Source organism: Clavibacter sp. A6099 (genome assembly GCF_021919125.1).
In the GTDB taxonomy this organism is placed as follows: domain Bacteria; phylum Actinomycetota; class Actinomycetes; order Actinomycetales; family Microbacteriaceae; genus Clavibacter; species Clavibacter seminis.
In genome coordinates this window covers 785,874-808,619 of sequence record NZ_CP083439.1, presented here as the reverse complement: position 1 = coordinate 808,619, position 22,746 = coordinate 785,874, and the positions used below count along the sequence as shown (strand labels likewise).

General features: G+C 73.6%; 23 protein-coding genes. 12 read left to right on the top strand and 11 right to left on the bottom strand.

All coding sequences use genetic code 11. The annotated features are described in order from the left end of the window. Positions 1 to 49 precede the first annotated feature (49 nt). The 10 genes from iolG to KYT88_RS03895 all read left to right on the top strand — a co-directional run bounded on the left by iolG (position 50) and on the right by KYT88_RS03895 (position 9,685). On the top strand, positions 50 to 1,057 hold the full coding sequence (iolG, locus tag KYT88_RS03940) for an inositol 2-dehydrogenase (protein ID WP_043584933.1): 1,008 nt from the start codon (positions 50 to 52) through the stop codon (positions 1,055 to 1,057). A gap of 251 nt (positions 1,058 to 1,308) precedes the next feature. Continuing rightward, positions 1,309 to 2,289 (top strand): sugar ABC transporter substrate-binding protein, encoded by a 981-nt coding sequence (locus KYT88_RS03935; protein ID WP_043584935.1) that lies wholly within the window; start codon positions 1,309 to 1,311, stop codon positions 2,287 to 2,289. Positions 2,290 to 2,389: 100 nt separating this feature from the next. Continuing rightward, the gene (locus KYT88_RS03930) at positions 2,390 to 3,433 is read left to right on the top strand and encodes an ABC transporter permease (protein WP_043584937.1); all 1,044 of its coding nucleotides are present in this window, start codon (positions 2,390 to 2,392) and stop codon (positions 3,431 to 3,433) included. Next, the gene (locus KYT88_RS03925) at positions 3,430 to 4,353 is read left to right on the top strand and encodes an ATP-binding cassette domain-containing protein (RefSeq protein ID WP_043584939.1); all 924 of its coding nucleotides are present in this window, start codon (positions 3,430 to 3,432) and stop codon (positions 4,351 to 4,353) included. Before KYT88_RS03930 ends, KYT88_RS03925 begins: the two co-directional genes overlap by 4 nt. Before the next feature lie 53 nt (positions 4,354 to 4,406). Further along, positions 4,407 to 5,168, top strand: a complete 762-nt coding sequence (locus KYT88_RS03920) for a GntR family transcriptional regulator (protein WP_043584941.1) — start codon at positions 4,407 to 4,409, stop codon at positions 5,166 to 5,168. A gap of 52 nt (positions 5,169 to 5,220) precedes the next feature. Continuing rightward, positions 5,221 to 5,811: a GNAT family N-acetyltransferase gene (locus tag KYT88_RS03915; RefSeq protein WP_043584943.1), complete on the top strand. Its 591-nt coding sequence runs from the start codon at positions 5,221 to 5,223 to the stop codon at positions 5,809 to 5,811. Between the two features lie 80 nt (positions 5,812 to 5,891). Beyond that, the gene (locus tag KYT88_RS03910; RefSeq protein WP_043585740.1) at positions 5,892 to 7,628 is read left to right on the top strand and encodes a dihydroxyacetone kinase family protein; all 1,737 of its coding nucleotides are present in this window, start codon (positions 5,892 to 5,894) and stop codon (positions 7,626 to 7,628) included. Between the two features lie 43 nt (positions 7,629 to 7,671). Next, a complete protein-coding gene (locus tag KYT88_RS03905; RefSeq protein ID WP_043584945.1) occupies positions 7,672 to 8,133 on the top strand; it encodes a ribose-5-phosphate isomerase in 462 nt (153 codons plus the stop codon). Positions 8,134 to 8,137: 4 nt separating this feature from the next. After that, positions 8,138 to 8,947 carry a triose-phosphate isomerase family protein gene (locus KYT88_RS03900; RefSeq protein ID WP_043584947.1) on the top strand — a complete coding sequence of 270 codons (810 nt, stop codon included), beginning with the start codon at positions 8,138 to 8,140 and terminating at the stop codon, positions 8,945 to 8,947. A gap of 15 nt (positions 8,948 to 8,962) precedes the next feature. Continuing rightward, positions 8,963 to 9,685, top strand: a complete 723-nt coding sequence (locus KYT88_RS03895; protein WP_237583775.1) for a GntR family transcriptional regulator — start codon at positions 8,963 to 8,965, stop codon at positions 9,683 to 9,685. Between the two features lie 7 nt (positions 9,686 to 9,692). On the opposite strand, the gene KYT88_RS03890 is transcribed toward KYT88_RS03895, so the two are convergent. After that, positions 9,693 to 10,334, bottom strand: a complete 642-nt coding sequence (locus tag KYT88_RS03890; RefSeq protein WP_147362369.1) for a hypothetical protein — start codon at positions 10,332 to 10,334, stop codon at positions 9,693 to 9,695. A 100-nt stretch (positions 10,335 to 10,434) separates the two neighbouring features. Beyond that, positions 10,435 to 11,277 (bottom strand): helix-turn-helix transcriptional regulator, encoded by an 843-nt coding sequence (locus tag KYT88_RS03885; RefSeq protein WP_043584951.1) that lies wholly within the window; start codon positions 11,275 to 11,277, stop codon positions 10,435 to 10,437. 133 nt (positions 11,278 to 11,410) lie between these two features. Here KYT88_RS03885 and KYT88_RS03880 point away from each other — a divergent pair, with 133 nt between their 5' ends. Beyond that, positions 11,411 to 12,160, top strand: a complete 750-nt coding sequence (locus KYT88_RS03880; RefSeq protein WP_043584953.1) for an SDR family oxidoreductase — start codon at positions 11,411 to 11,413, stop codon at positions 12,158 to 12,160. 35 nt (positions 12,161 to 12,195) lie between these two features. Here the strand turns inward: KYT88_RS03880 and KYT88_RS03875 are convergent, their stop codons facing one another. The 9 genes from KYT88_RS03875 to KYT88_RS03835 all read right to left on the bottom strand — a co-directional run bounded on the left by KYT88_RS03875 (position 12,196) and on the right by KYT88_RS03835 (position 21,919). Next, entirely contained in the window at positions 12,196 to 13,164 is a 969-nt protein-coding gene (locus KYT88_RS03875; protein ID WP_043584954.1) for a 3-hydroxyacyl-CoA dehydrogenase family protein, read from the bottom strand. Between the two features lie 11 nt (positions 13,165 to 13,175). Continuing rightward, positions 13,176 to 14,156, bottom strand: coding sequence for a sugar phosphate isomerase/epimerase family protein (locus KYT88_RS03870; RefSeq protein ID WP_051629277.1), 981 nt, complete (start codon positions 14,154 to 14,156; stop codon positions 13,176 to 13,178). A gap of 100 nt (positions 14,157 to 14,256) precedes the next feature. Further along, the gene (gene iolD, locus KYT88_RS03865; protein WP_043584955.1) at positions 14,257 to 16,173 is read right to left on the bottom strand and encodes a 3D-(3,5/4)-trihydroxycyclohexane-1,2-dione acylhydrolase (decyclizing); all 1,917 of its coding nucleotides are present in this window, start codon (positions 16,171 to 16,173) and stop codon (positions 14,257 to 14,259) included. Then, positions 16,170 to 17,129, bottom strand: a complete 960-nt coding sequence (gene iolB / locus KYT88_RS03860) for a 5-deoxy-glucuronate isomerase (protein WP_043584957.1) — start codon at positions 17,127 to 17,129, stop codon at positions 16,170 to 16,172. Before iolB ends, iolD begins: the two co-directional genes overlap by 4 nt. 56 nt (positions 17,130 to 17,185) lie before the next feature. Then, positions 17,186 to 18,691, bottom strand: a complete 1,506-nt coding sequence (locus KYT88_RS03855) for a CoA-acylating methylmalonate-semialdehyde dehydrogenase (RefSeq protein WP_043584959.1) — start codon at positions 18,689 to 18,691, stop codon at positions 17,186 to 17,188. A 63-nt stretch (positions 18,692 to 18,754) separates the two neighbouring features. Further along, a complete protein-coding gene (locus KYT88_RS03850) occupies positions 18,755 to 19,696 on the bottom strand; it encodes a class I fructose-bisphosphate aldolase (RefSeq protein ID WP_043584961.1) in 942 nt (313 codons plus the stop codon). Further along, positions 19,693 to 20,688, bottom strand: a complete 996-nt coding sequence (gene iolC / locus KYT88_RS03845; RefSeq protein ID WP_043584962.1) for a 5-dehydro-2-deoxygluconokinase — start codon at positions 20,686 to 20,688, stop codon at positions 19,693 to 19,695. Before iolC ends, KYT88_RS03850 begins: the two co-directional genes overlap by 4 nt. Before the next feature lie 102 nt (positions 20,689 to 20,790). Then, positions 20,791 to 21,282, bottom strand: coding sequence for a GNAT family N-acetyltransferase (locus KYT88_RS03840; protein ID WP_043585746.1), 492 nt, complete (start codon positions 21,280 to 21,282; stop codon positions 20,791 to 20,793). 10 nt (positions 21,283 to 21,292) lie between these two features. Continuing rightward, the gene (locus KYT88_RS03835) at positions 21,293 to 21,919 is read right to left on the bottom strand and encodes a TetR/AcrR family transcriptional regulator (RefSeq protein WP_043584964.1); all 627 of its coding nucleotides are present in this window, start codon (positions 21,917 to 21,919) and stop codon (positions 21,293 to 21,295) included. A 90-nt stretch (positions 21,920 to 22,009) separates the two neighbouring features. Here KYT88_RS03835 and KYT88_RS03830 point away from each other — a divergent pair, with 90 nt between their 5' ends. Further along, positions 22,010 to 22,732, top strand: a complete 723-nt coding sequence (locus KYT88_RS03830; protein WP_043584966.1) for an SDR family oxidoreductase — start codon at positions 22,010 to 22,012, stop codon at positions 22,730 to 22,732. Positions 22,733 to 22,746 lie beyond the last annotated feature (14 nt).

Genomic DNA, 22,746 nt, shown 5'->3' with positions numbered 1-22,746 from the left:
CACCCCGAGCGCACCGGCACCACCACCACGACACACGAGGACCCACGACATGACCACGACCCCCCTGCGCTTCGGCCTGATCGGCACCGGCCGCATCGGCCAGGTCCACGCCGCGAACATCGCCGCGGATCCGGACGCCGAGCTCGCGTGGATCTGCGACCCCTTCGTCGACGGCGCCCGCGCCCTCTCCGCCCGCCTCGGCGGCCGCGTCACCGAGGACGCGGCCGAGATGATGGCGTCGGGCGGCGTCGACGCGGTCCTCATCGCCTCGCCCACGCCCACGCACGTCGACCTCATCGCGGCCGCCATCGACGCCGGCCTGCCGGTGCTCTGCGAGAAGCCCATCGACCTCGACATCGCGCGGGTGGATGCGCTCCTCCCCCGCGTGCTGTCGTCCGGCGTGCCCGTGGCGCTCGGCTTCAACCGCCGCTTCGACCCGGCCTTCGCGGAGGCGCGGGCCCGCGTGGCCGCGGGCGAGATCGGCGAGCTCGAGCAGCTGTCGATCATCAGCCGCGACCCCGCTGCGCCGCCCGCCGCCTACGTCGCGGTCTCCGGCGGGATCTTCCGCGACATGACCATCCACGACCTCGACATGGCGCGCGCGTTCCTGCCGGACATCGTCGAGGTGCAGGCGACCGGGTCCACGACCTTCGACCCCGGCGCCCGCGAGCACGGCGACTTCGACACCGCGGTCGTGACGCTCCGGGCCTCGACGGGCGCGCTGGTGGTCATCACGAACTCGCGGCACAGCGCCGTCGGCTACGACCAGCGGATCGAGGCCTTCGGCTCGCGCGGATCCCTGCAGGTCTCGAACGCCCTCACGAGCCTCGTCAGCGTCTCGACCGCCACGAGCGTCGAGGGCAAGCCGCCGTACCAGGACTTCTTCCTCGAGCGCTACGCCGCCGCGTACGTCGCGGAGCTGCGCGCCTTCATCCGCCTGGCCCGCGGCGAGGCCTCGGACAGCCCGACCTTCGCCGACGGCCGCGCGGCGCTCGTGCTCGCGGATGCGGCCCAGCGCTCGGCCGAGGAGCGCGTGGCGGTGCCCGTCTCGCTCTGACCGAGGGCTCCCCGCACGACCCGCCCGACCGCGCGCGCCGCGGCCGGCGTCGTCGCGCGCGCAGGATGCCCCGAGGAGGCGGCACACTGGAGGGTCGGACCGGTCGGGGAGCCCGCCGGACGACGACGGGTCACGACTGGGATCCGTCTTGTCAGCATGTGTTGACAAAGCACGTCGGCCGGGACGAAGATCGCCCCGACGACGACGTCCAGGACCCCGCGCGCGGGCGTCCGCCCGACAAGGAGCATTCGATGAAGAACAGATTCCTCGCCCCCCTCGGCCTCGCGATCGCGGCCGGGTTCCTCCTCACCTCGTGCGCGGGCACCGGCCAGGAGGCCCCGCCCACCGCGGGCGGAGCGAACGGCGGCGGCGGCGACCTCACCTTCGCGGTGGTCACGCACTCCGGCCCGGGCGACGCATTCTGGGATCGCGTGAAGTCGGGCGCCGAGACCGCCGGCGGCCAGTACGGCGCCACCGTCACGTACAACGCGGACCCGGATCCCGCCAAGCAGTCCCAGCTCATCGACAACGCCGTCGCGCAGAAGGTGGACGGGATCGTCGTCTCGATGGCGAACCCGGACGGCGTGAAGGACAGCGTGGAGAAGGCCGTGGCCGCGGGCATCCCCGTGGTCACCATCAACTCCGGGATCGAGCGCTCGGCCGAGTTCGGCGCCCTCACCCACATCGGCCAGAGCGAGACCGTCGCGGGCGAGGCCGTCGGCAAGCGCCTCGGCGAGGCGGGCCTGAAGAACGCGCTCTGCGTGATCCAGGAGGCCGGGAACGTCGGCCTCGAGGAGCGCTGCTCCTCCGCGGCGAGCGCGTTCTCCGGCCAGATGGCGAACCTCCAGGTGGACGGCACGAACGACGCCGACGTGAAGGCGACGATCAAGTCGAAGCTGCAGGCGGATCCGTCCATCGACGGTGTGCTCACGCTCGGCGGCCAGTACGCGATCGACGCGGTCGGCGCCGTCGAGGAGTCGGGCAGCAAGGCCCAGATCGGCACGTTCGACCTCTCGGAGGACGTCGTGAGCGCGGTCGAGGCCGACAAGATCCTGTTCGCGGTCGACCAGCAGCCCTACGTGCAGGGCTTCCTCGGGATCACCGCGCTCGACCTCTACGCCACCAACGGCAACGTCATCGGCGGCGGCCAGCCCGTCTACTCCGGACCCGCGTTCGTGACGAAGGACAACGCGGCGCAGGTCGCCGAGTTCGCGAAGAACGGCACCCGCTAGGCGGTCGGGCCGGGCGCGCCCGAAGCGCCCGGCCCGCCGCCTCCCCTCTCCCCCATCCGCACCCCATCGCACCGCCCGACGCCCACCGAAGGAGCCCGCGTTGACCACGACGGACATCGTGACGATCGCCACGAGGCCGCGCCTCGAGAACAGGCCGATCCGCAAGATCCTCGCCCGGCCGGAGATCGGCGCCCTCGTGGCCGCCCTCGCCGTGCTGGTGTTCTTCTCCCTCTACACGCCGCAGTTCCTCACCCTCGCCGGCGCGGGAGTGTGGCTCGAGTCGGCCTCGACATTCGGGATCATGGCGGTCGCCGTCGCGATGCTCATGATCGGCGGCGAGTTCGACCTCTCCGCCGGCGTGATGACGGGCTTCTCGGCCCTCGTGGTCGGCATCCTCACGTCGCACTACGGACTCAGCATCTGGGTCGCGGTGCTCGTCTCCCTCGCCGCGGCCCTCGCGGTCGGCGCGCTCAACGGCTTCCTCGTGATGAAGACGGGACTGCCGAGCTTCATCGTCACGCTCGGCACGTTCTTCGCGCTCGCGGGCGTCGACCTCGCCGTCACGAAGCTCATCACCGGCCAGGTCGCCATCCAGGGCATGACGAAGGTGCCGTCGTACGACGCCATACAGCCGATCTTCGGCTCGTCGCTCGAGATCGGCGGCGGCAACTTCTACGTCTCGGTGCTGTGGTGGTTCCTGGTCGCGGCGGTCGCCACCTGGATCCTCCTGCGCACGCGCGCCGGCAACTGGATCTTCGCGGTCGGCGGCGCCAAGGAGTCCGCCCGCCAGGTGGGCGTCCCGGTCTTCAAGACCAAGGTCGGCCTCTTCATGGGCACCGCGGGCGCGGCCTGGCTCGTCGGCATGATCTCGCTGTTCCGCACCTCAACGGTGCAGGCGAACACGGGCGTCGGCCAGGAGTTCATCTACATCATCTGCGCGGTCGTCGGCGGGTGCCTGCTCACGGGCGGCTTCGGCTCGGCCATCGGCGCGGCACTCGGCGCGCTGATCTACGGCATGGTCTTCCAGGGCATCACGTTCGCCCAGTGGGACACGAACTGGCTCCGCACGATCCTCGGCGTGATGCTCCTCGCGGCCGTGCTGCTCAACAACCTGGTGCGCACGCGGGCGGGAGGCGGACGATGAGCACGGAGACGACCCCGAGCGCGAGCGCCGCGTCCGAGCCCCTCGCGGGCGCCGTGCCCGGCGCCGCCGAGGAGGCCGGCGGACGCCCCACTCTCCCGCTGCCGCCCGCCGGCACGACCATCCTCGAGGTCCGCGACATCGGCAAGAGCTACGGCGCGGTCAACGCGCTCACGGGCGTCTCGACCGTGGTCGCCGCGGGCGAGGTCACGTGCGTGCTGGGCGACAACGGCGCCGGCAAGTCGACCTTCATCAAGATGCTCGCGGGCGTGCACGCGCCCAGCGAGGGCACGATGCTGCTCGACGGCGAGCCCGTGACGCTCGGATCCCCGCGCGCCGCGCTCCAGGCCGGCATCGCGACCGTCTACCAGGACCTCGCGGTCGTGCCGCTCATGCCCGTGTGGCGGAACTTCTTCCTCGGCTCTGAGATCACCAAGGGGAAGGGTCCGTTCCGTCGGCTCGACGTGGCCGCCATGAAGGCCGTCACGCACGAGCAGCTCGCGCAGATGGGCATCGACCTGCGCGACGTGGACCAGCCCATCGGGACGCTCTCCGGCGGCGAGCGCCAGTGCGTCGCCATCGCCCGGGCCGTGCACTTCGGCGCGCGCGTGCTGATCCTCGACGAGCCCACGGCGGCCCTCGGCGTCAAGCAGTCGGGCGTCGTGCTCCGGTACATCGCGCGCTCGCGCGACAGGGGGCTCGGCGTGGTCTTCATCACGCACAACCCGCACCACGCGTTCCCGGTGGGCGACCGGTTCCTGCTGCTGAACCGCGGATCCAGCCTCGGCACGTTCGAGAAGGACGAGATCACGCTGGGCGAGCTCACGAGCCTCATGGCGGGTGGGGCCGAGCTCGACTCGCTGGCGCACGAGCTCGCGCGTGATCCCGGCCCGGAGGAGGCAGCGCCGGCGTCCGGCCGCTGAACCGCCGCATGCCAGGATGAGGCGTTGACCTGACCTACGAGGGAGCGATCGACGTGAGCCAACCGGAGCAGATCCTGCCGCCCGACCTGTTCCTCGCGCTCGACCGCTCGGGACCCGTCCCCCTCTACTACCAGGTGGCCACCCTGCTGGAGACGGCGATCCACGACGGAACCCTCCCCGCGGGCGCCCGGCTCGAGAACGAGATCGCGCTCGGCGCCCGGCTCGGGCTCTCGCGCCCGACCATCCGGCGGGCGATCCAGGACCTCGTCGACAAGGGCCTGCTCGTGCGTCGCCGCGGCATCGGCACGCAGGTCGTGCACGGGCGGGTCACCCGCAACGTCGAGCTCACGAGCCTCTACGAGGACTTGGAGCGGCAGGGCCAGACGCCGCGCACCGAGATGCTGTCGTCGTCCCGGGGCGAGGCCGACGAGAAGGTCGCCGAGGCGCTGGGCGTCGAGGTCGGCAGCCCGGTGCTGCACCTCACGCGGCTGCGCACGGCGGACGGCGTGCCGCTCGCGATCCTCGACAACGTGCTCCCCGCGCCGTTCGTCGACCTGGATCCCGACGACCTCGCCACCCACGGGCTGTACCAGCTGCTGCGCGGACGCGGCGTGATCATGCGGGTCGCCAAGCAGCGCATCGGCGCCCGCGCGGCCACCGCATCCGAGGCACGCCTGCTCGACCTGCCGCGCGGCGGCGCCGTGCTGACGATGTCGCGCACGGCGTTCGACAGCTCGGGCCGCGCCGTCGAGTACGGCCAGCACTGCTACCGGCCCGACCTCTACTCGTTCGAGATCACGCTCGTCGACCGGTAGCGCGTCGGGTCGCCCGGACGGCGTCGCACGCGTGCGCTGCCACGATGGGTGGATGATCCCCGACGCCGACCCCGACGCCGCCCCGCTCGACCGCGTCACGTGGCCGCTCCGCACCGAGCGGCTCCTCCTCCGCCGCATGACCACGGCCGACGCGCCCGCGATGTGGGCGTACCGGCGGCTCGACGAGGTCACCCGCTGGGTCACCTCCCGGCCCGTCGACGAGGCCGCGTGGATCGCCGGTAGCGCGGGGATGCTCCGCGACCAGCTCGTGCTCGAGCTCGACGGCCGCGTCGTGGGCGACCTCATGGTGCGGGTCGAGGACGCGTGGGCGCAGCGCGAGGTCTCGCACCTCGCCACCGGGACGCAGGCGGAGCTCGGCTGGACCCTGGATCCGGGCGTCGGCGGACGCGGCCTCGCGACCGAGGCGGTCCGGGCAGCGCTGCGGATCGCGTTCGAGGGGCTCGGCGTCCGCCGGGTCGTCGCGAGCGCCTTCGCCGACAACGCGCCGTCGCTCCGGCTGGCCGAGCGCGTCGGCATGCGGCGGGAGTCGTACGCGGTCGCCGACTCGCTGCACCGCGACCTCGGCTGGATCGACGGGGTCGGCTACGCGCTGCTCGCAGAGGAGTGGGCGGCGCGCGACTGAGCCGCGGGTCCCGGGACCCGCCCCACGGGATCCAATATCCTATAGGATCTCCTCACGTGCTCGATGAGGAGGACACACGGATGACCCGGCTCTGGAACGACCCCGCGGACTTCGCCGACGACATGACGGACGGCTTCGTCCGCGCCAACGGCCGGTGGGTCCGGCGCGTGCACGGCGGCGTCTCCCGCTCCACCCGCGCGACCGAGCCCGAGGTGGCGGTCGTCATCGGCGGCGGCTCCGGCCACTACCCCGCGTTCGGCGGGCTGGTCGGCCCGGGTCTCGCGCACGGCGCCGCGATGGGCAACCTCTTCGCGTCGCCCTCCGCGCACCAGGTGGAGTCGGTGATCCGCTCGAGCGAGCAGGGCCGCGGGGCGCTCCTCCTCTACGGCAACTACGCGGGCGACGTGCTGCACTTCGACGACGCGCAGGAGCGCGTGCGGGGCGACGGGATCGCCTGCCGCACGGTCGTCGTGACGGACGACATCTTCAGCGCCTCCCCCGACGAGCAGGCCAAGCGGCGCGGGATCGCCGGCGACCTGACCGTGTTCAAGGCGGCGGGCGCCGCATCCGCCGCGGGCTACGACCTCGACGACACGGAGCGCGTCGCCCGGCTCGCGAACGCGCGCACGCGGTCGATGGGCGTCGCCTTCACCGGCTGCACGCTGCCGGGCGCGGACGAGCCGCTGTTCTCGGTGCCGGAGGGGCGCATGGCGATCGGCCTCGGGATCCACGGCGAGCCCGGCATCGACGAGACCGACATCCCGTCAGCCGACGGCCTGGCCGAGCTGTTCGTGACGCAGCTGCTCGCCGACGCCGAGATCCCGGAGGGCGTGTCGGTGCGCGGCGCGCGCGTCGTGCCCGTGCTCAACGGCCTGGGATCCGTGAAGACCGAGGAGCTGTTCGTCGTCTTCACGCGCGTCGCTGACCTGCTCGAGGAGGCGGGGATCACGCTCGTGGATCCGCAGGTCGGCGAGTTCTGCACCAGCTTCGACATGGCGGGCGCGTCCCTCACGCTGTTCTGGCTCGACGAGGAGCTCGAGCGGCTCTGGACCGCGCCCGCCGACACCCCGGCGTTCCGCAGCGGCGCGTTCGACGGATCCGCCCTCCAGCCGGTCGACGCGCGCGAGGACGACGAGGTCGACGCCGCGATCCCGGACGCGAGCGACGCGTCGCGTCAAGCCGCCGGACGCATCGCCGCGGCGCTCGACGCCGTGCACGCGGTCGTCGCGGAGCACGCCGACGAGCTCGGCCGCCTCGACGCGGTCGCGGGCGACGGTGACCACGGCATCGGCATGCTCCGCGGATCCCGCGCGGCCTCCGAGCGGGCGACCGCCGCGGTGGAGCAGGGGGCCGGCGCGCGCACCGCGCTGCGGCTCGCGGGCGACGCGTGGTCGGACAAGGGCGGCGGCACCTCCGGCGCGCTCTGGGGTCTGATCCTGCTGGCGTTGGGCGACGCGCTCGACGACGCGGACGCGGATCCCGTCACCGCCGACGCGGTGGCCCGCGGCGTGGGCGACGCGCGCGACGCCGTCATGGGCCACGGCAAGGCGTCCCTCGGGGACAAGACCATGGTCGACGCGCTCGTGCCGTTCGCCGAGGCGCTGGCCGGACGGGTGGGATCCGGCGCCCCGCTCGCCGACGCGTGGGCCGCCGCGAGCGACGCCGCGCAGGAGGCCGCCGACGCCACCGCCGCGATGAAGCCCGGCATCGGGCGCGCGCGGTCGCACGGCGAGCGCTCCGTCGGCACCGCCGACCCGGGGGCGATCTCGCTCGCGCTCATCGCCGCGGCCGTCGGGCGCACGCTCGCCGAGCGGTGAGATCCATCGACACCACCACCAGCACCACCATGAGGAGGACCGGATGACCAGGACCTGGCGCATCGTCGTCGGCGCGGACGACGCGGGATACGACCACAAGGAGGCGATCAAGGCCGACCTCGAGGCGAGCGGCCTGGTCGTCTCGGTGGTGGACGTGGGCGTCGACGCCGACGGCCACACCGCCTACCCGACCGTCGCGACCACGGCGGCCGAGATGGTCGCGCGCGGCGAGGCCGACCGGGCGGTGCTGATCTGCGGCACGGGCCTCGGCATGGCCATCGCGGCGAACAAGGTGGCCGGGATCCGCGCCGTCACCGCGCACGACGGCTTCTCGGTGGAGCGGAGCGTGCTGTCCAACGACGCGCAGGTGCTCTGCATGGGGCAGCGGGTCGTGGGGCTGGAGCTCGCACGGCGGAACGTGCGCGAGTGGCTGACGTACGAGTTCGACAGCTCGAGCCCGTCGAACGACAAGGTCGACGAGATCCGCGCGTACGAGGCGAAGTAGGCGCGTGACCCCGCGGCCGGCCGCGTCGCCGGGCGTGATCGGCGTGAGCCTGAAGATGTACCTCGGGCACGCCGAGACCATCGCGTGGTGCGAGGCCGTCGCGTCGATCGCGCGCGCGCATCCGGCGACGACGGGCGGCGAGGCGGAGCTCGTGGCGCTGCCGTCGTACCTGTCGCTGCCGGCCGCCGTCGGGATCCTCGACGGGCTCGCCGCCGTGGGCGCGCAGGACCTCGCGGCGGAGGACGCCGGCGCGTTCACGGGCGAGGTGTCGGGCGGGCAGATCCGGGAGCTCGGCGGCGCCTTCGTCGAGGTCGGGCACGCCGAGCGTCGGCGCCTGTTCGGCGAGACGGACGGGGTCGTGCGGCGGAAGGCGGACCAGGCGCTGCGCTCCGGGCTCGTGCCGATCCTCTGCGTCGGCGAGGAGACGCATCGGGATCCGACCGACGCAGCCCGCGAGTGCGTCCGCCAGCTCGACGACGCGCTCGCGCTGGCCCGGGAGTCCGGGCACGGCGGGCGGGTCGTCGTCGCGTACGAGCCGCAGTGGGCGATCGGCGCGGCGGAGCCCGCCTCCGACGCGCACATCCGCGGGGTCTGCCGCGAGCTGCGCGCGCACGTGCGGGCGCTCGACGCGCACCCGGGATCCGCGGTCATCTACGGCGGCAGCGCGGGGCCCGGCCTCCTCACGCGGATCGGCGACGACGTCGACGGCCTGTTCCTCGGCCGGTTCGCGCACGACCCGCGGGCGGTCACGTCGATCCTCGACGAGGTGCACGCGCGCGCCGCGGCCCGCCCGGCGTCCGACGCCGCGCGCTGACGGCAGACTGTCCTGGTGACCACCGGCCTCCCGCTCGACGCGACCTCCATGCCCGCCCGGCAGGGCCTGCGCGACCGCGTCTACGACCTCGTGCTCGACATGCTCATGGGATCCGCGATGGAGCCCGGCTCCCGCCTCGCCATCGACCAGATCGCGCGCGACCTCCACGTCTCCCCCACGCCCGTGCGCGAGGCGCTCGTGCAGCTGGAGCGGACCGGGCTCGTCGCGCGCGAGGCCCACAAGGGCTACCGGGTCGCACCGCCGATCGCCGGGGAGCAGCTGGAGGCGCTGTTCGACGCGCGGCTCGTGCTCGAGGGCGGGGCGACGGCGCTGGCCGCCGCGGATCCGGCGCGCCTGGTCCCCGCGCTCGAGGACGCGCTCGCCGCGCACGAGGAGACGACCCGACGGGTGCGCGCGGCGACCGGCGACGGCGAGATGCCCGTCGGCCTCATCCGCGAGTACTTCGTCGTCGACTGGGACTTCCACCACCGGATCTTCGAGGCGACCGGCAACCCGTTCCTCCTCGACATGTCGGAGGCGATCTCCACCCGCGTCCACCGCATGCGCCAGACGATGCGCACGGGCGTGCACGACGCGGACGACGCCGTGCACGAGCACCGCGCGATCATCGCCGCGGTCGCCGAGGGTCCGGAGGCTGCCGCCGCTGCGATGCGGGCGCACATCGAGCGGGTGCGGGAGAGGTCGCGGCGGGACGCGGACGACGCGACGTCGGCGTGACGCCCCCTCATCGAGCGCGGGCCGCCTCCTCGCCGTCGTCCCCGGACGCGGATCTGACGCGGAGCTCGTGCTCCTCGCCCGCGATCGAGAACGTGACCACCACGTCATCGCCGTCACGCCGCACGCGGTAGCCGCCGTCGCTCGACGGCGGCGGCCCGCCGTCCACGCTCATCGAGGAGGGCGATCGGTCCGGAGCGGAGGACGGCGCGGGGACGAAGGACCAGCCTTCCCGACGGCCCACGGAGACCGACACCCCCGCGAGCGACGACCCCTCGGCCACAGCCACCATCTGGCCGTCGACGGTGCCGACATCGAGGTACCGGACGGCGCCGAGCATCGAGAACAGGACGTGGAGGCAGAGCAGGAGCGACACCCCGACGGCCGTCGCCACCGCGATCGACATCGCGCCGATGCGGATCACGCGGTGCGCACGCGCGGTGACCGCTGAGGTCCCGACGACGAGGGCGACGACGAAGGCGAGGCCGCCGCCGATCCACGTGACCTCCCACAGGGCCCCAGGCCCGAGCTCTCCCACGGCGAGCACCCGCTCCGGGTCCCTGTGCACGGCGAGGACGGCAGCGGACAGGGCGGCCAGCGCGAGCACCGATCCCGACGCGGCGAGGAGGACGACGGTGACACGACGGGGCATGCGTCCGAGCGTGACACCGCGCACGCGCAGAATCGTCGTCGGGGAGGCGCACATCCCTCATCCGAGGAGCGGACCTCCCTCCGGCCGACACGACGACGGGCTAGGACCGCTCGAACCGCTGCTCCCCCACCACGCCGAGCAGCGCGAGCGCCTCCGCCGCCCCTGACCCCGGCAGCGGGGTCAGCACGAGCAGCACCTGCGACTGGTCCTCCGTGAAGAGCGCCTGGCAGTGCACCTCGATCTCGCCCACCTCCGGATGCACCAGGGTCTTCCGCTCGTCGAACCGGTTGCCGACCTCCTGCAGGTCCCAGTAGCGGCGGAACTCCGCGCTCGTCGCGAGCAGGCTCGCGAGCACCTCGGCGGCGAGCGGATCCGGATCCGCCTGCGACGCCGCCACCCGCAGCTGGGCGACCTGGAGCCGCCCCTGCCGCTCGTGGTCGCGCTCCGGGTAGTGCCCGCGCTCCTCGGGGTGGGCGAACCAGCGGTGCACGCCGCTGCGGTCGAGGTCGGTGCGGGTCACGTCGTCGCCGAAGAGGGCGGAGGCGAGGCGGTTCTGCGCGAGCGTCTCGCCGAGCTCGGTGATCACGAGGGCGGGGGTGTCGTCGAGGCGGTCGAGCACGCGCATGAGGCCCGGGCTGACGTGCGGCGACAGCCGTGCCCGCCGCGGCGTCCCGTGGCCGGCCAGGCGGAAGAGGTGGTCGCGCTCGTCGAGGCCGAGGCGGAGCCCGCGGGCGATGGCCGTGAGCATCTGGTCGGAGGGCTGCGGACCCCGACCCTGCTCGAGCCGCGCCCAGTAGTCGGCCGACATGCCGACGACCGCCGAGATCTCCTCGCGGCGGAGGCCCGCGGTGCGGCGACGGGCGCCCGGGGGCAGGCCCACGTCGGAGGGCTGCAGCGCCTCGCGCCTGGCGCGGAGGAACTCGGCGAGCGCGGGACGGTCCATGGCCCCATCCTCGCCCCTGGTGCGCCGCTCATCCAGGGACCGCCGCTCCCCCGATGCGCGCTCCCTTCCCGGCCGGCCGCGTCCGACGCAGGCTGGACGACGACGGGGCGCACGGCCCCGCGGAGGAGGCACCATGAAGACCAGCGGCAGCACCGTCCTGATCACCGGAGCGACGTCGGGCATCGGCCTCGGCCTCGCCGAGCGCATGCAGGCCCGCGGCGACACCGTCATCGTCGCCGGCCGCCGCCGGGCGCTGCTCGACGACATCGTCGCCACGCACCCCGGCATGCACGCCGTCGAGCTCGACGTCACGGATCCCGCGTCCATCGCCGCGGCCGCAGAACGAGTGACCCGCGAGCACCCCGACCTCGACGCGGTCGTCACGATGGCCGGCGTCATGCTCCCCGAGGACCTGCGCGACCCGGCGCACCTCGAGGTCGCGGAGGCGACCATCACGACGAACCTGCTCGGCACGATCCGCACGGCCGCGGCCTTCGGGCCCTGGCTCGCGGCGAAGCCCGACGGCGTGCTCATGACCGTGTCCTCGGGGCTCGCCTCCGTGCCCCTGCCCGCGACGCCGACCTACTCGGCCACGAAGGCCGCCGTGCACTCGTTCACGCAGAGCCTGCGCGTGCAGTGGTCCGGCACGCCCCTCCAGGTGATCGAGCTGGTGCCGCCCGCGGTCCGGACGACCCTCATGGGGCAGCAGGACGAGGAGTCCGCGATGCCGCTCGACGAGTTCCGCGACGAGGTCATGGGGATCCTCGAGCGGCAGAGCGACGTGGAGGAGGTGCTCGTGCAGCGCGTGCGGTTCCTCCGCGACGCCGAGGCCGAGGGCCGCCACGCGGACGTCCTCGCGATGCTCGCGCAGCGGACGCACTGAGGCACGGGCGCTCGCGGGCCGGTACCGCACGGCAGCTAGCCGATCGGCGCCGGCCCCAGCTCGTCCATCAGCTGCTTGATCGCGACGTACGCCTTGTTGCGGTACGCGACGAGCGCCGCGGTGCGCTCGGCGGGCACGTCGAGGTAGCCGGATCCGGTCTTGGTGCCGTACTCGCCGGCGTCGACATGCTCTTGGAGCGACGCGGGCGTCGCGAAGCGCTCGGGCCAGCGGGTCTGCAGCGACGCGTAGCAGAACGCGTACACGTCGAGGCCGGCCATGTCGGCGATCGCGAACGGCCCGAAGACCGGCAGGCGGAAGCCGAAGGTCGTGCGGACGATCGTGTCGATGTCCTCGGGGGTCGCGATGCCCTCCTCCACGATCTGCGTGGCCTCGTGGAAGAGCGCGTACTGCAGGCGGTTGAGCACGAAGCCCGTGGAGTCGGTGACGCGCGCGGTCTCCTTGCCCGTGGCCGCGACGATCTCCTCGGCCATGGTGACTGCCCGCTCGTCGGTGCCCGCGTGCGGGATCAGCTCGACGCCCGGGATGAACGGCGCCGGGTTCGAGAAGTGCACGCCGAGGAACCGCTCGGGGTTCGTGACGGCCTCGGCGAGCGAGCCGATGAGGATTGTGGAGGTGTTGGATCCGATGACGGCATCGGGCCGCGCTGCCGCCGAGATCCGCCGCAGCGTCGCGTGCTTGATCTCGAGCTTCTCGGGCACGGCCTCCTCGATGAAGTCGGCGTCGGCGACGGCCTCCTCGATGGACGCGGCGGGGGTCACGGCCGCGCGGATCCGCTCCACGGCGTCGGCCGGGAACAGCCCGTCGGCGACGAACCTCGCCGCCTCCTCCAGCAGGCGCGCGTGGTTGGCGACGGCGATCTCCTCCGAGATGTCGGCGATGCGCACCCGGGCGCCTGCGAGCGCGAGCACCTGCGCGATGCCGCCGCCCATGTACCCGGATCCGACGATGGCGATGCTGCGTGCGGTGCTGTGCTGGTCGGTCATGGTGCCCTCTCCTATGCGTCGCGCGTCTGCGGCAGCAGCGTGCGGATGTACTCGCGGTTCTCCGCGCAGACGCCGAGGCTGTCGCCGCCGTACTGCTCGGTGAGGATGATCCCGTCGAAGCCGAGCTCGACCGCGTCGCGGATCACCTGCCGGTAGTCGATGAGGCCGGCCTTCATGGTCGTGGGCACGCTGGTCGCCCAGCTGCCGTCGGCCGCCTCGTCGCGCATGTAGTTCTTCACGTGCCAGTAGTTGGCGTACGGCAGCGTCTTCGCGTACAGCTCGCGCCAGCTCTCGACCGGGCGGTGCAGGCGGATGAGGTTCGCGACGTCGGGGTTGAGGCCCACGTTGTCGAGGCCGATCTCCTCCACGAGCCGCACGGCGCTGTCGGCCGTGCCGAGGTAGGTGTCCTCGTACATCTCGAGCGCCATGCGGAGGCCGAGGTCGGCGGCGTGCCGGCCGAGCTCGCGGAGGCGCGTGACGGCGGCGTCCCACACCTCGGGATCGTCGGGGTCCTTCGGGCCCTCGGCGGTCCAGAACCACAGCGCCTTCCGCTGCGCCACGCTGAACGGCTGGTGCAGGCCGGTCGAGAAGACCTCCATGCCCATCTCGGCGATCGCGTCGATGGTGCGATGCGCGTAGGCGAGGTTGCGCGCCTCTGCGCCCGGCATGATCACGCTCTGCCGCTGCAGGTGCACCGACGGGATGCCGACGCCGTGGTCCCGCGCGATGGAGACGAGCTCGTCGCGGCGGGCGGGCTCGAGGTCGGCGGGCCGGACGTGGCTGTCGGCGAGCTCGGCGAGGGTGAAGCCCTCGCGCGCGATGTCGGCGAACATGCGATCCCAGACGGCGACGTCGGCGTCGTGGAGGGCGGTGCCGTCGCGGCCGACCGTCGCGAACGAGTGCAGGCAGGTGGCGATGGGCCAGTCCGCGGCGCTGAACGCCGGTGCGATTCGGTCGGCGGGCGCGGGGTGGGTCGCGGGGGTGTCCGGCATGCTGCTCCATCGCGGTCGTCGGGTCCCGGACGCCCGGGGTCAAGATCCTATAGGAAATAGCATCCGCGCGGACAGGGCGGCCGCGACGACCGCGACCGCGTCAGCCGAGCAGCGGCCGCTGCGCCCTCTTCCGCTCCACGTACTCCGCGTGCGCCGCCTGCGTGGACGGCATATCGGAGACGCCGGGCACGGGCACGTCCCACCAGCCCTCGCCGTCGGGGCCGTAGACGAGCGGGTCGGACTCGACGTGGATCACGGTGGTGCGGTCGGACGCCTTCGCGCGCCGCACGGCGGCCCCGAGCGCGGTCGTGGCGTCCGGGCCGGGGGCGACCTCGATCACGTCCACGCCGTAGCTGCGGGCGTTCGCCGCGAGGTCGACGGGCAGCGGCTCGCGGCCCTCGAAGTTGCGGGTCACCGCATCCAGCGCCCGGTAGCGGGTGCCGAAGCGCTCGGTGCCGACCGTCTCGGAGAGGTGGCCGATGGACGCGTAGCCGTGGTTCTGGATCACGATGACGATGATCTTGATGCCCTCGGCCACCGCGGTCACGAGCTCCGTGTGCAGCATGAGGTAGGAGCCGTCGCCGACCATGACGATCACGTCGCGGTCGTCGCCGTACGCCTCCGCCCCGCGCTTCACGCCGAGGCCGCCGGGGATCTCGTAGCCCATGCACGAGAACGCGTACTCCACGTGGTAGCCCAGGGCGTCGCGCACGCGCCACAGCTTGTGGAGGTCGCCGGGCAGGGATCCGGCCGCCTGCACGACGACGTCGCGCGGGTCGCTCGCGGCCTGCACGGCGCCGATGATCTCGGGCTGGCCGGGCAGGGATCCGGCCGTGGGGGCGAGCGCGCGGTCGACGGCGGCGTCCCACTCGCGCTTCTCGCGGGCGATGCGGTCGGCGTACGCGGCGTCGACGCGCGTGCCGACGAGCGCCTCGATCAGCGCCTCGAGGGTCTCGCGCGCGTCGGCCACGACGGGCAGCTGCGTGCCGTGCTTGTAGGCGTCGAACGCGGCGACGTTGACGTTCACGAAGGTCACGTCCGGACGCTGGAACGCCGTGCGGCTCGCGGTCGTGAAGTCGGAGTAGCGCGTGCCGATGCCGATCACCACGTCGGCCTCGGCCGCGAGGCGGTTCGCGGCGGTGGATCCGGTGGCGCCGACGCCGCCGACGTACTGCGGGTGGTCCCAGGCGAGGGATCCGCCGCCGGCCTGCGTGGTGCCGACCGGGATTCCCGTGGCCTCGGCGAAGCGCAGCAGCGCCAGCTCGGCCGCCGAGTAGATCACGCCACCGCCCGCGACGATCAGCGGCGTGCGCGCGTCGCGGATCGCCTGCACGGCGCGCGCGAGCGGCCCGCGCTCCGGTAGCGGCCGGCGCAGGTGCCACTCGCGCGGCGCGAGGAACGCGAGCGGCACGTCGAGCGCCTCCGCCTGCACGTCCTCGGGCAGCGCGATGGTGACGGCGCCCGTCTCGGCCGGGTCGGTGAGCACGCGCATCGCGGCGAGCGCGATCGAGTACAGCTGCTCGGGCCGCTGCACGCGGTCGAAGAAGCGGGACAGCGGGCGGAAGGCGTCGTTCACCGAGATGCCGGTGTCATGCGGGTGCTCGAGCTGCTGCAGCACCGGATCCGCCACCCGGGTCGCGAAGGTGTCGCTCGGCAGGAGCAGCGCCGGCAGCCGGTTGGCCGTCGCGAGGGCCGCGCCCGTGAGCATGTTCGCGGCGCCCGGCCCGACGGACGCGGCGCTCGCGTACGTGGCGAGGCGGCGGTGCATGCGCGCGAAGCCGACGGACTGGTGCACCATCGCCTGCTCGTTGCGGGCCTGGTGGTACGGCATGAGGTCGGGATCCTGCGCGTTGGCCTGCATGAGCGCCTGGCCGATGCCGGCGACGTTGCCGTGGCCGAAGATCCCGAAGACGCCGGGGATGGTGCGCTCGCGGTGGTCGCCGTCGACCGTCCACTGGTTCGCGAGGAACGCGACGAGCGCCTGGCTGACGGTCATGCGTGTGGTGGGCTCGGTCATGGGGTCGGGGCTCCCTGGTCGGATGCGGTCGCGGCGGGCGTGGGGGCGGCGTCGGGGGCGAACGGCAGACGCGGGTCGATCTCCTGCCCGGCCCACGTGCCGCGGATCCAGCCGTGCGCGGGGTGGTCGCTGATGAGCCAGGCGCGGTCGGCGCCCGGGCCCGCCATGACGTTGAGGTAGTAGAGGTCGTAGCCGGGCGCCGCGACGGCGGGCCCGTGGTAGCCGTAGGGCACGAGCGCGACGTCGCCCGTGCGCACCACGGCGTCGATCGCGATCTCGCCCGCGGGCGAGGACGACGTGTGGAACAGGCCGAACGGATCCGCGTCGGCGGGAGCGTCCAGCCCGCGACCGACGGCGGTCTCGAAGTAGTAGATCTCCTCCAGCTCCGACTCCTCCCCCGGCCTCTCCTCGTCGTGCTTGTGCGCGGGGTAGCTCGACCAGTTCTCGGCGGGCGTCAGCACCTCGCAGACGATGAGGCGCTCGGCGTCGAGGGATCCGGGCGTGCCGGGGGTCCCGAAGTTGTGCACCTGGCGGCTCGACCGGCCGGCGCCGCGCAGCTCGACGGGCACGTCCTCGCGGGCGATGCGGCGGCTCGGCACGGGCCGGGTGGCGGGCGACTCGGCGACGGCCACGCGGCCGGATCCGGTGAGCACCGCGCTCGCGTCGCACGACAGGTAGAGCACGTCCGTGGGTCCCGCGAAGACCGACTCGCGGCCCGCGAGGTCGGTCACGCGCTCCTCGCCGTCGGCCTCCCGGTGCCGCACGGCGAAGGATCCCGCGAGCGGCACCACCATCCGCTCGACGCCCGCAGCCGGCAGCGCCAGCTCCTCGCCGTCGCCGAGCACGGCGACGCGGAGGCCCGTGTGCTCCCAGTCGGGCAGGGATCCGTCGACCACGGTCTCCCAGCCGTCCCGCCCGAGGCTCCCGCGGGGGTGCAGCCACTCGTTCGTCGTCATGCGCGTCTCCGTCGTCGTCGTCGGGTGCCCGGTCGGCCGGGCGGGGTGGGTGCGGATCAGTTCTGCGGGAAGCCGAGGTCGACGCCGCCGTGCGACGGGTCGAGCCAGCGGCTGGTGATGGCCTTGGCTTGCGTGAAGAACCGCACGCCCTCGGCGCCGTGGGCCTTGGTGTCGCCGAAGAGGCTCGAGCGCCAGCCGCCGAACGAGAACGTGGCGACGGGCACGGGGATGGGGACGTTGATCCCGATCATGCCGACCTGGACCTCGTTCTGGAAGCGGCGCGCGGCTCCGCCGTCGTTCGTGAAGATCGCGGTGCCGTTGCCGAACGCGCCCTGGTTGATGAGCGCGACGCCCTCCTCGTACGTGCGCACCCGCACGACGCCGAGCACGGGTCCGAAGATCTCCTCCGTGTAGGCGCGCGAGCTCGTGGGCAGCTCGTCGATGAGAGTCGGGCCGAGCCAGAAGCCGTCGGCCTCGCCGTCGACCTCGATGCCGCGGCCGTCGACCACGACGCGCGCGCCGTCCTCCTCCGCGATGGCGATGTAGGAGGCCACCTTGTCGCGGTGCGCCTCGGTCACGAGCGGCCCCATGTCGCAGCCGCGGCGGCCGTCGCCGACCCGCAGGGACGACATGCGCGACGTGATCCGCTCGATGAGCGCGTCCGCGACGGGCTCGACCGCGACGACCACGGAGATCGCCATGCAGCGCTCGCCCGCCGAGCCGAAGCCCGCGTTGACGGCGGAGTCGGCGACGAGGTCGAGGTCGGCGTCGGGCAGCACGAGCATGTGGTTCTTGGCGCCGCCGAGGGCCTGCACGCGCTTGCCGTGCTTCGTGCCCGTCTCGTAGACGTACTGCGCGATGGGCGTGGATCCGACGAACGAGATCGCGCGCACGTCCGGGTGCGTGAGCAGCCCGTCCACCGCCTCCTTGTCGCCGTTCAGCACCGTGAAGACGCCGTCGGGGAGCCCGGCGCGCTTCCACAGCTCGGCGATCCAGATGGCCGCGCTGGGGTCCTTCTCGCTCGGCTTCAGGATCACCGTGTTGCCGGCCGCGATGGCGATGGGGAAGAACCACATCGGCACCATCGCCGGGAAGTTGAAGGGCGAGATGATCCCGACGACGCCGAGCGGCTGCTTCGTGGAGTACACGTCGACGCCCGTGGACACCTGCTCCGAGTACTCGCCCTTGAGGTGGTGCGCGAGGCCCGTCGCGAACTCCACGACCTCCTGGCCGCGCGTGATCTCGCCGAGCGCGTCGCTCACGACCTTGCCGTGCTCCGACGTGATGATCTCCGCCAGCTCGCCCTTCTCGGCCTCGAGCAGCTCGCGGAAGCGGAAGAGGATCGCCTGCCGCTTGGCGAGCGAGAGGTCGCGCCAGGCGGGGAACGCGGCGTGGGCCGATGCGATCGCGCGCTCGATCTCCGTGGCGTCCGCGAGCGCGACCTCCTTCGTGACGACGCCGCGGGCCGGGTCGTAGACCGGGGCGGTGCGGCCGGAGGTCGAGGGCGAGCGGGCGCCGTCGATCCAGTGCGGGACGACGGGGAGCGGGGCGGTGTCGGTCATGGTGTCCTCAGGCAGTGGCAGTGGCGGTGGCGGGTGGTGGACGGGTCGGGTCGGTCTTCGGGGTCAGGGGCGGGCGCGGCCGTGCACGAGGTCGACGGCCTGGTCGACCGCGCGCGCGACGTCGCCGTCGGCCGGGTGGATGAGCGTGCGGCCGACGACGAGGCCGCGGACGCCGGGGAGGTCGAGCGCGTGCTCCCAGCCGGCCCAGGTGTCCTCGCTCGCGCCCTGCGGATCCCCGCCGAGCAGCAGCGTGGGCAGGGTGGTCGCGGCCATGACGCGGGCCATGTCGTCGACGACGGGCAGCTTCATCCACGTGCGCGCGGACGACGAGCCGAGGCCCGACGCGACGGCGATGGAGGTGATGACGGCGTCGGGCGTGAGGTCGTTGACGATGCGGCCGTCCTGCCACGCGCTCATGAACGGCTCGAGCATGATCGGCAGGCCGGCGCGCACCGCGTCGTCGACCGCGCGCGCGTTGGCCTCGAGGGTCGCGGCCGTGCCGGCGTCGCCCAGGGCGATACGCACGAGCGTCTTCGCGAAGTCGAGCCCGTCGCGGATGATCCCGGCGACGTCGTAGGCCGTGAAGCGGTCGTCCATCTCGAAGACGGCGCCGCGGAGGCCGCCGCGGTTCATGGATCCGACGACCACCTTGTCGTCGAGGAGGCCGAGGAGCGCGAGGTCGTCGACGATGTCCGGGGTGCCGAGCACGCCGTCGACGCCGTCGCGCGTGAGGGCGGTGGCGAGGCCGGCGAGCAGCTCGTCGCGGTCGGCGAGCGCCATGGGGTCGTCGCCGACGCCGAGCGCGCCACGGGCGGGGTGGTCGGCGGCGACGATGAGCAGGCGGCCGTCGTCGCGGATCAGCGGGCGGCGGACGCGGCCGGCGAGCGCGCGGGCGACGGCGTCGGGATCCGTGGCGCGCACGTCGCGGAGCGCCTGGAGCGCGCCCGGCAGATCACCCGCGCGGAGCGCCTCGGCAGGCGCCCGGGTCGCGTCGACCGACGTCATCGGATGCGCTCCAGCACGGCCTCGACCTCGGCGGTCGTCGGCATGGCGGTGGAGCACTCGCGGCGGGAGGCGACGATGGCGCCCGCGACGTTGGCGAAGCGCAGGATCCGCTCGAGGTCCCAGCCGGCGAGCAGCCCGTGCACGAGCGCGCCGCCGAAGCCGTCGCCCGCGCCGAGCCCGTTGACGACCTCGACCGGGTACGGCGGCACCTCCACGGTCTCGTCGCGCGTCTTCGCGAGCACGCCCTTCGGACCCTGCTTGACGATCGCGAGCTCGACGCCGCGGTCGAGCAGCGCGTCGGCGGCCCGGAGCGGATCCGTCTCCCCCACCGCGATCTCGCACTCCTCGCGGTTGCCGACGGCGACGGTCACGTGCTCGAGCGCGCGGCCGACCTCGCGGGTCGCGTCCGCGGGGGACGACCAGAACATCGGCCGGTAGTCGAGGTCGAGCACCGTGAGCGGCCGGCGCGCGCGGGCGGCCCACGCGGCGTGGTGCGCGGATCGGCTCGGCTCCTCGCTGAGGCCCGTGACGGTGGACCAGTAGACGCGCGCGCCCTGGATCGCCGCCCGGTCGAGCGCGTCGGCCTCGATGCAGAGGTCGGGCGCCTTCGGGCGGCGGTAGAAGTAGAGGGGGAAGTCGTCGGGCGGGAAGATCTCGCAGAAGGTGACGGGCGTGGGCAGGTCGTCGATCGGCGTCACGAACTCCGCGGAGACGCCGAGGCGCTCGAGCTCGCGCGTGACGTAGCGGCCGAACGGGTCGTCGCCCGTGCGCGAGATCAGGGCGGCGGATCTGCCGTGCCGGGCCGCCGCGACGGCGACGTTCGCCGCGCTCCCGCCGAGGTACTTGCCGAAGGTCTCGACGTCCTCGAGGCCCACGCCGTCCTGGAGCGGGTAGAGGTCGACGCCGACGCGGCCGATGGTGATCACGTCGTGCGTCGGGGTCGGGGCAGAGGCTGCGTTCTCGGCAGAGGCTGCGTTCTCGGCAGAGCTCATGTCGGCGCTGCTTTCTCTTCGGCGGGGGCGGTTCGGATGCCCGTCCAACGTAGCCTATGTTCTGACATGTGCACATCGTCCCGCACGCCGGATCCGGTCCGCTCAGTCGAGCGGCAGGTGCATCACGTGCAGGCCGACGAGCCCGTGATCCGCGTGGTCGAAGGCCGCGGGCACGGTGCCGACGATCCGGAAGCCGAGCGACCGCCACAGGTGCACGGCCGCGTGGTTCGTCTCCACGACCGCATTGAACTGGATCGCCCGGTAGCCCTCCGCGCGCGCCCACGCGATCACGTGCTCGCCGAGCGCGCGACCCACGCCCCGGCCGCCGTGCGCGGGATCCACGAGGAACGACCCGGTGGCGACATGGGCACCGCGACCCGGGCGGTTGGGTCCGGCCTTGGCGGATCCGAGCACCGTGCCGTCGTCGTCCACCGCCACGAGGGTGCGGGCCGGCGCCTCGGCCATCCAGTTCGGCCGCGCCTCCTCGAGCGACTGCCCGGCCGGGAGCGCGTAGGTGCGGCCGGCGTCGACGATCGCCCGGTAGAAGGGGAAGATGCGGGGCCAGTCGACGTCCGTCGCGGGGCGGATCTGCATGCGGTCGAGGCTATCCGGCGGCATCCGGGACGCCGAGGGCCGGGAGCAGCACCTCGTCGATCACCTGCACGAAGAACGCGCGCCGCACCGGGCCGCGCCCGGCCGCCAGGCGCTGCGTGCTCATGGCGGGGACGACCTCGGCGAGCACGGCGACGGCGGCGTCCGACCGCGCGGGCGCCTCGCCCCGCTCGACGGCGCGGCGCAGCAGGCGGCCGTAGACCTCGACGTACGGATCCGTGACCTCGGAGCGGATCGCCCGCGCCAGGCGCTCCGAGCCGCGCATCGCGGGCGCGAGGCCGGCGAACACTGCCGCGCGCCGGTCGGGGCCGCCGAGCCAGCCCGAGTCGACGACGGCGAGGAGGTCGTCGCGCAGGGATCCGGTGTCGGGCAGGGCCTCGGCCTCCGGCGGGCGGCCGACGCTGCGGATCGCGGCGAGCACGAGATCCTCCTTCGTCGCCCAGCGCCGGTAGATCGTGGTCTTCGCGCGGCCGGTGCGCGCGGCGACCTCGTCGAGGGCCATGCCGTCGTAGTCCCGCTCGGCGACGAGGTCGAGGGCGGCGGCGAGGATCGCGGCGTCGCCCGAGCGGTCGACCGGGCGGCCGACGCGGGGTCGGGGTGCGGCGGCCGGCGTGTCCATCCCGACCAGGATAGGCCCGTCATCCCATTTCGCTACTCGGGGGTAGCGTTCCTCCTCGCAGGTCGCGTCGCGGTCGCAGGAGGAGGAGCCATGCAGATCCAGGACGCGGTCGTCGTCATCACGGGAGCGTCGTCGGGCATCGGGGCGGCCACGGCACGTGCGGCCGCCGCAGCTGGCGCGCGGGTGGTGCTCGCGGCCCGGCGGGAGGAGCGGATCCGGCAGCTGGCGGCGGAGATCGGCGGCGACGCGATCGCCGTGCGCTGCGACGTCACCGACGCGTCCGACGTCGCCGCGCTGGCGCAGGCCGCCCTCGACGCCTTCGGTCGCATCGACGTGCTCGTGAACAACGCCGGCCAGGGCCTCCAGTCGTCGGTCGAGGCCCTGGCGCTCGACGACCTCCGCGCCGTCCTCGAGCTCAACCTCGTGGCGCCCCTCGCGACGATGCAGGCGGTGATCCCGACCATGCGCGCGCAGGGCACCGGCGCGATCGTCAACGTCAGCTCGGGCACCACGTTCGCCGACGTGCCCGGCACGGGCGGCTACGTCGCATCCAAGATCGCGCTGGAGCGCCTGTCGGCGATCGCCCGCGCGGAGCTGGACGGCACGGGCATCGTCGTCTCGACGCTCATCCCGTTCGCGACCGAGACCGAGTTCATGGCCTCGATCCGCGCGGGCCGCGCCGAGGCCGAGGCGATGACCGCGGGCGCGACCTTCGACACCCCGGAGACGGTCGCCCCTGCGGTGCTCGCGCTCGTCGCGAGCGGCGACGCGCGCATGGACCTGGTGCCGGCGGCGTACGGCGGGTCGCGCTGATCCGCCGACCAGGG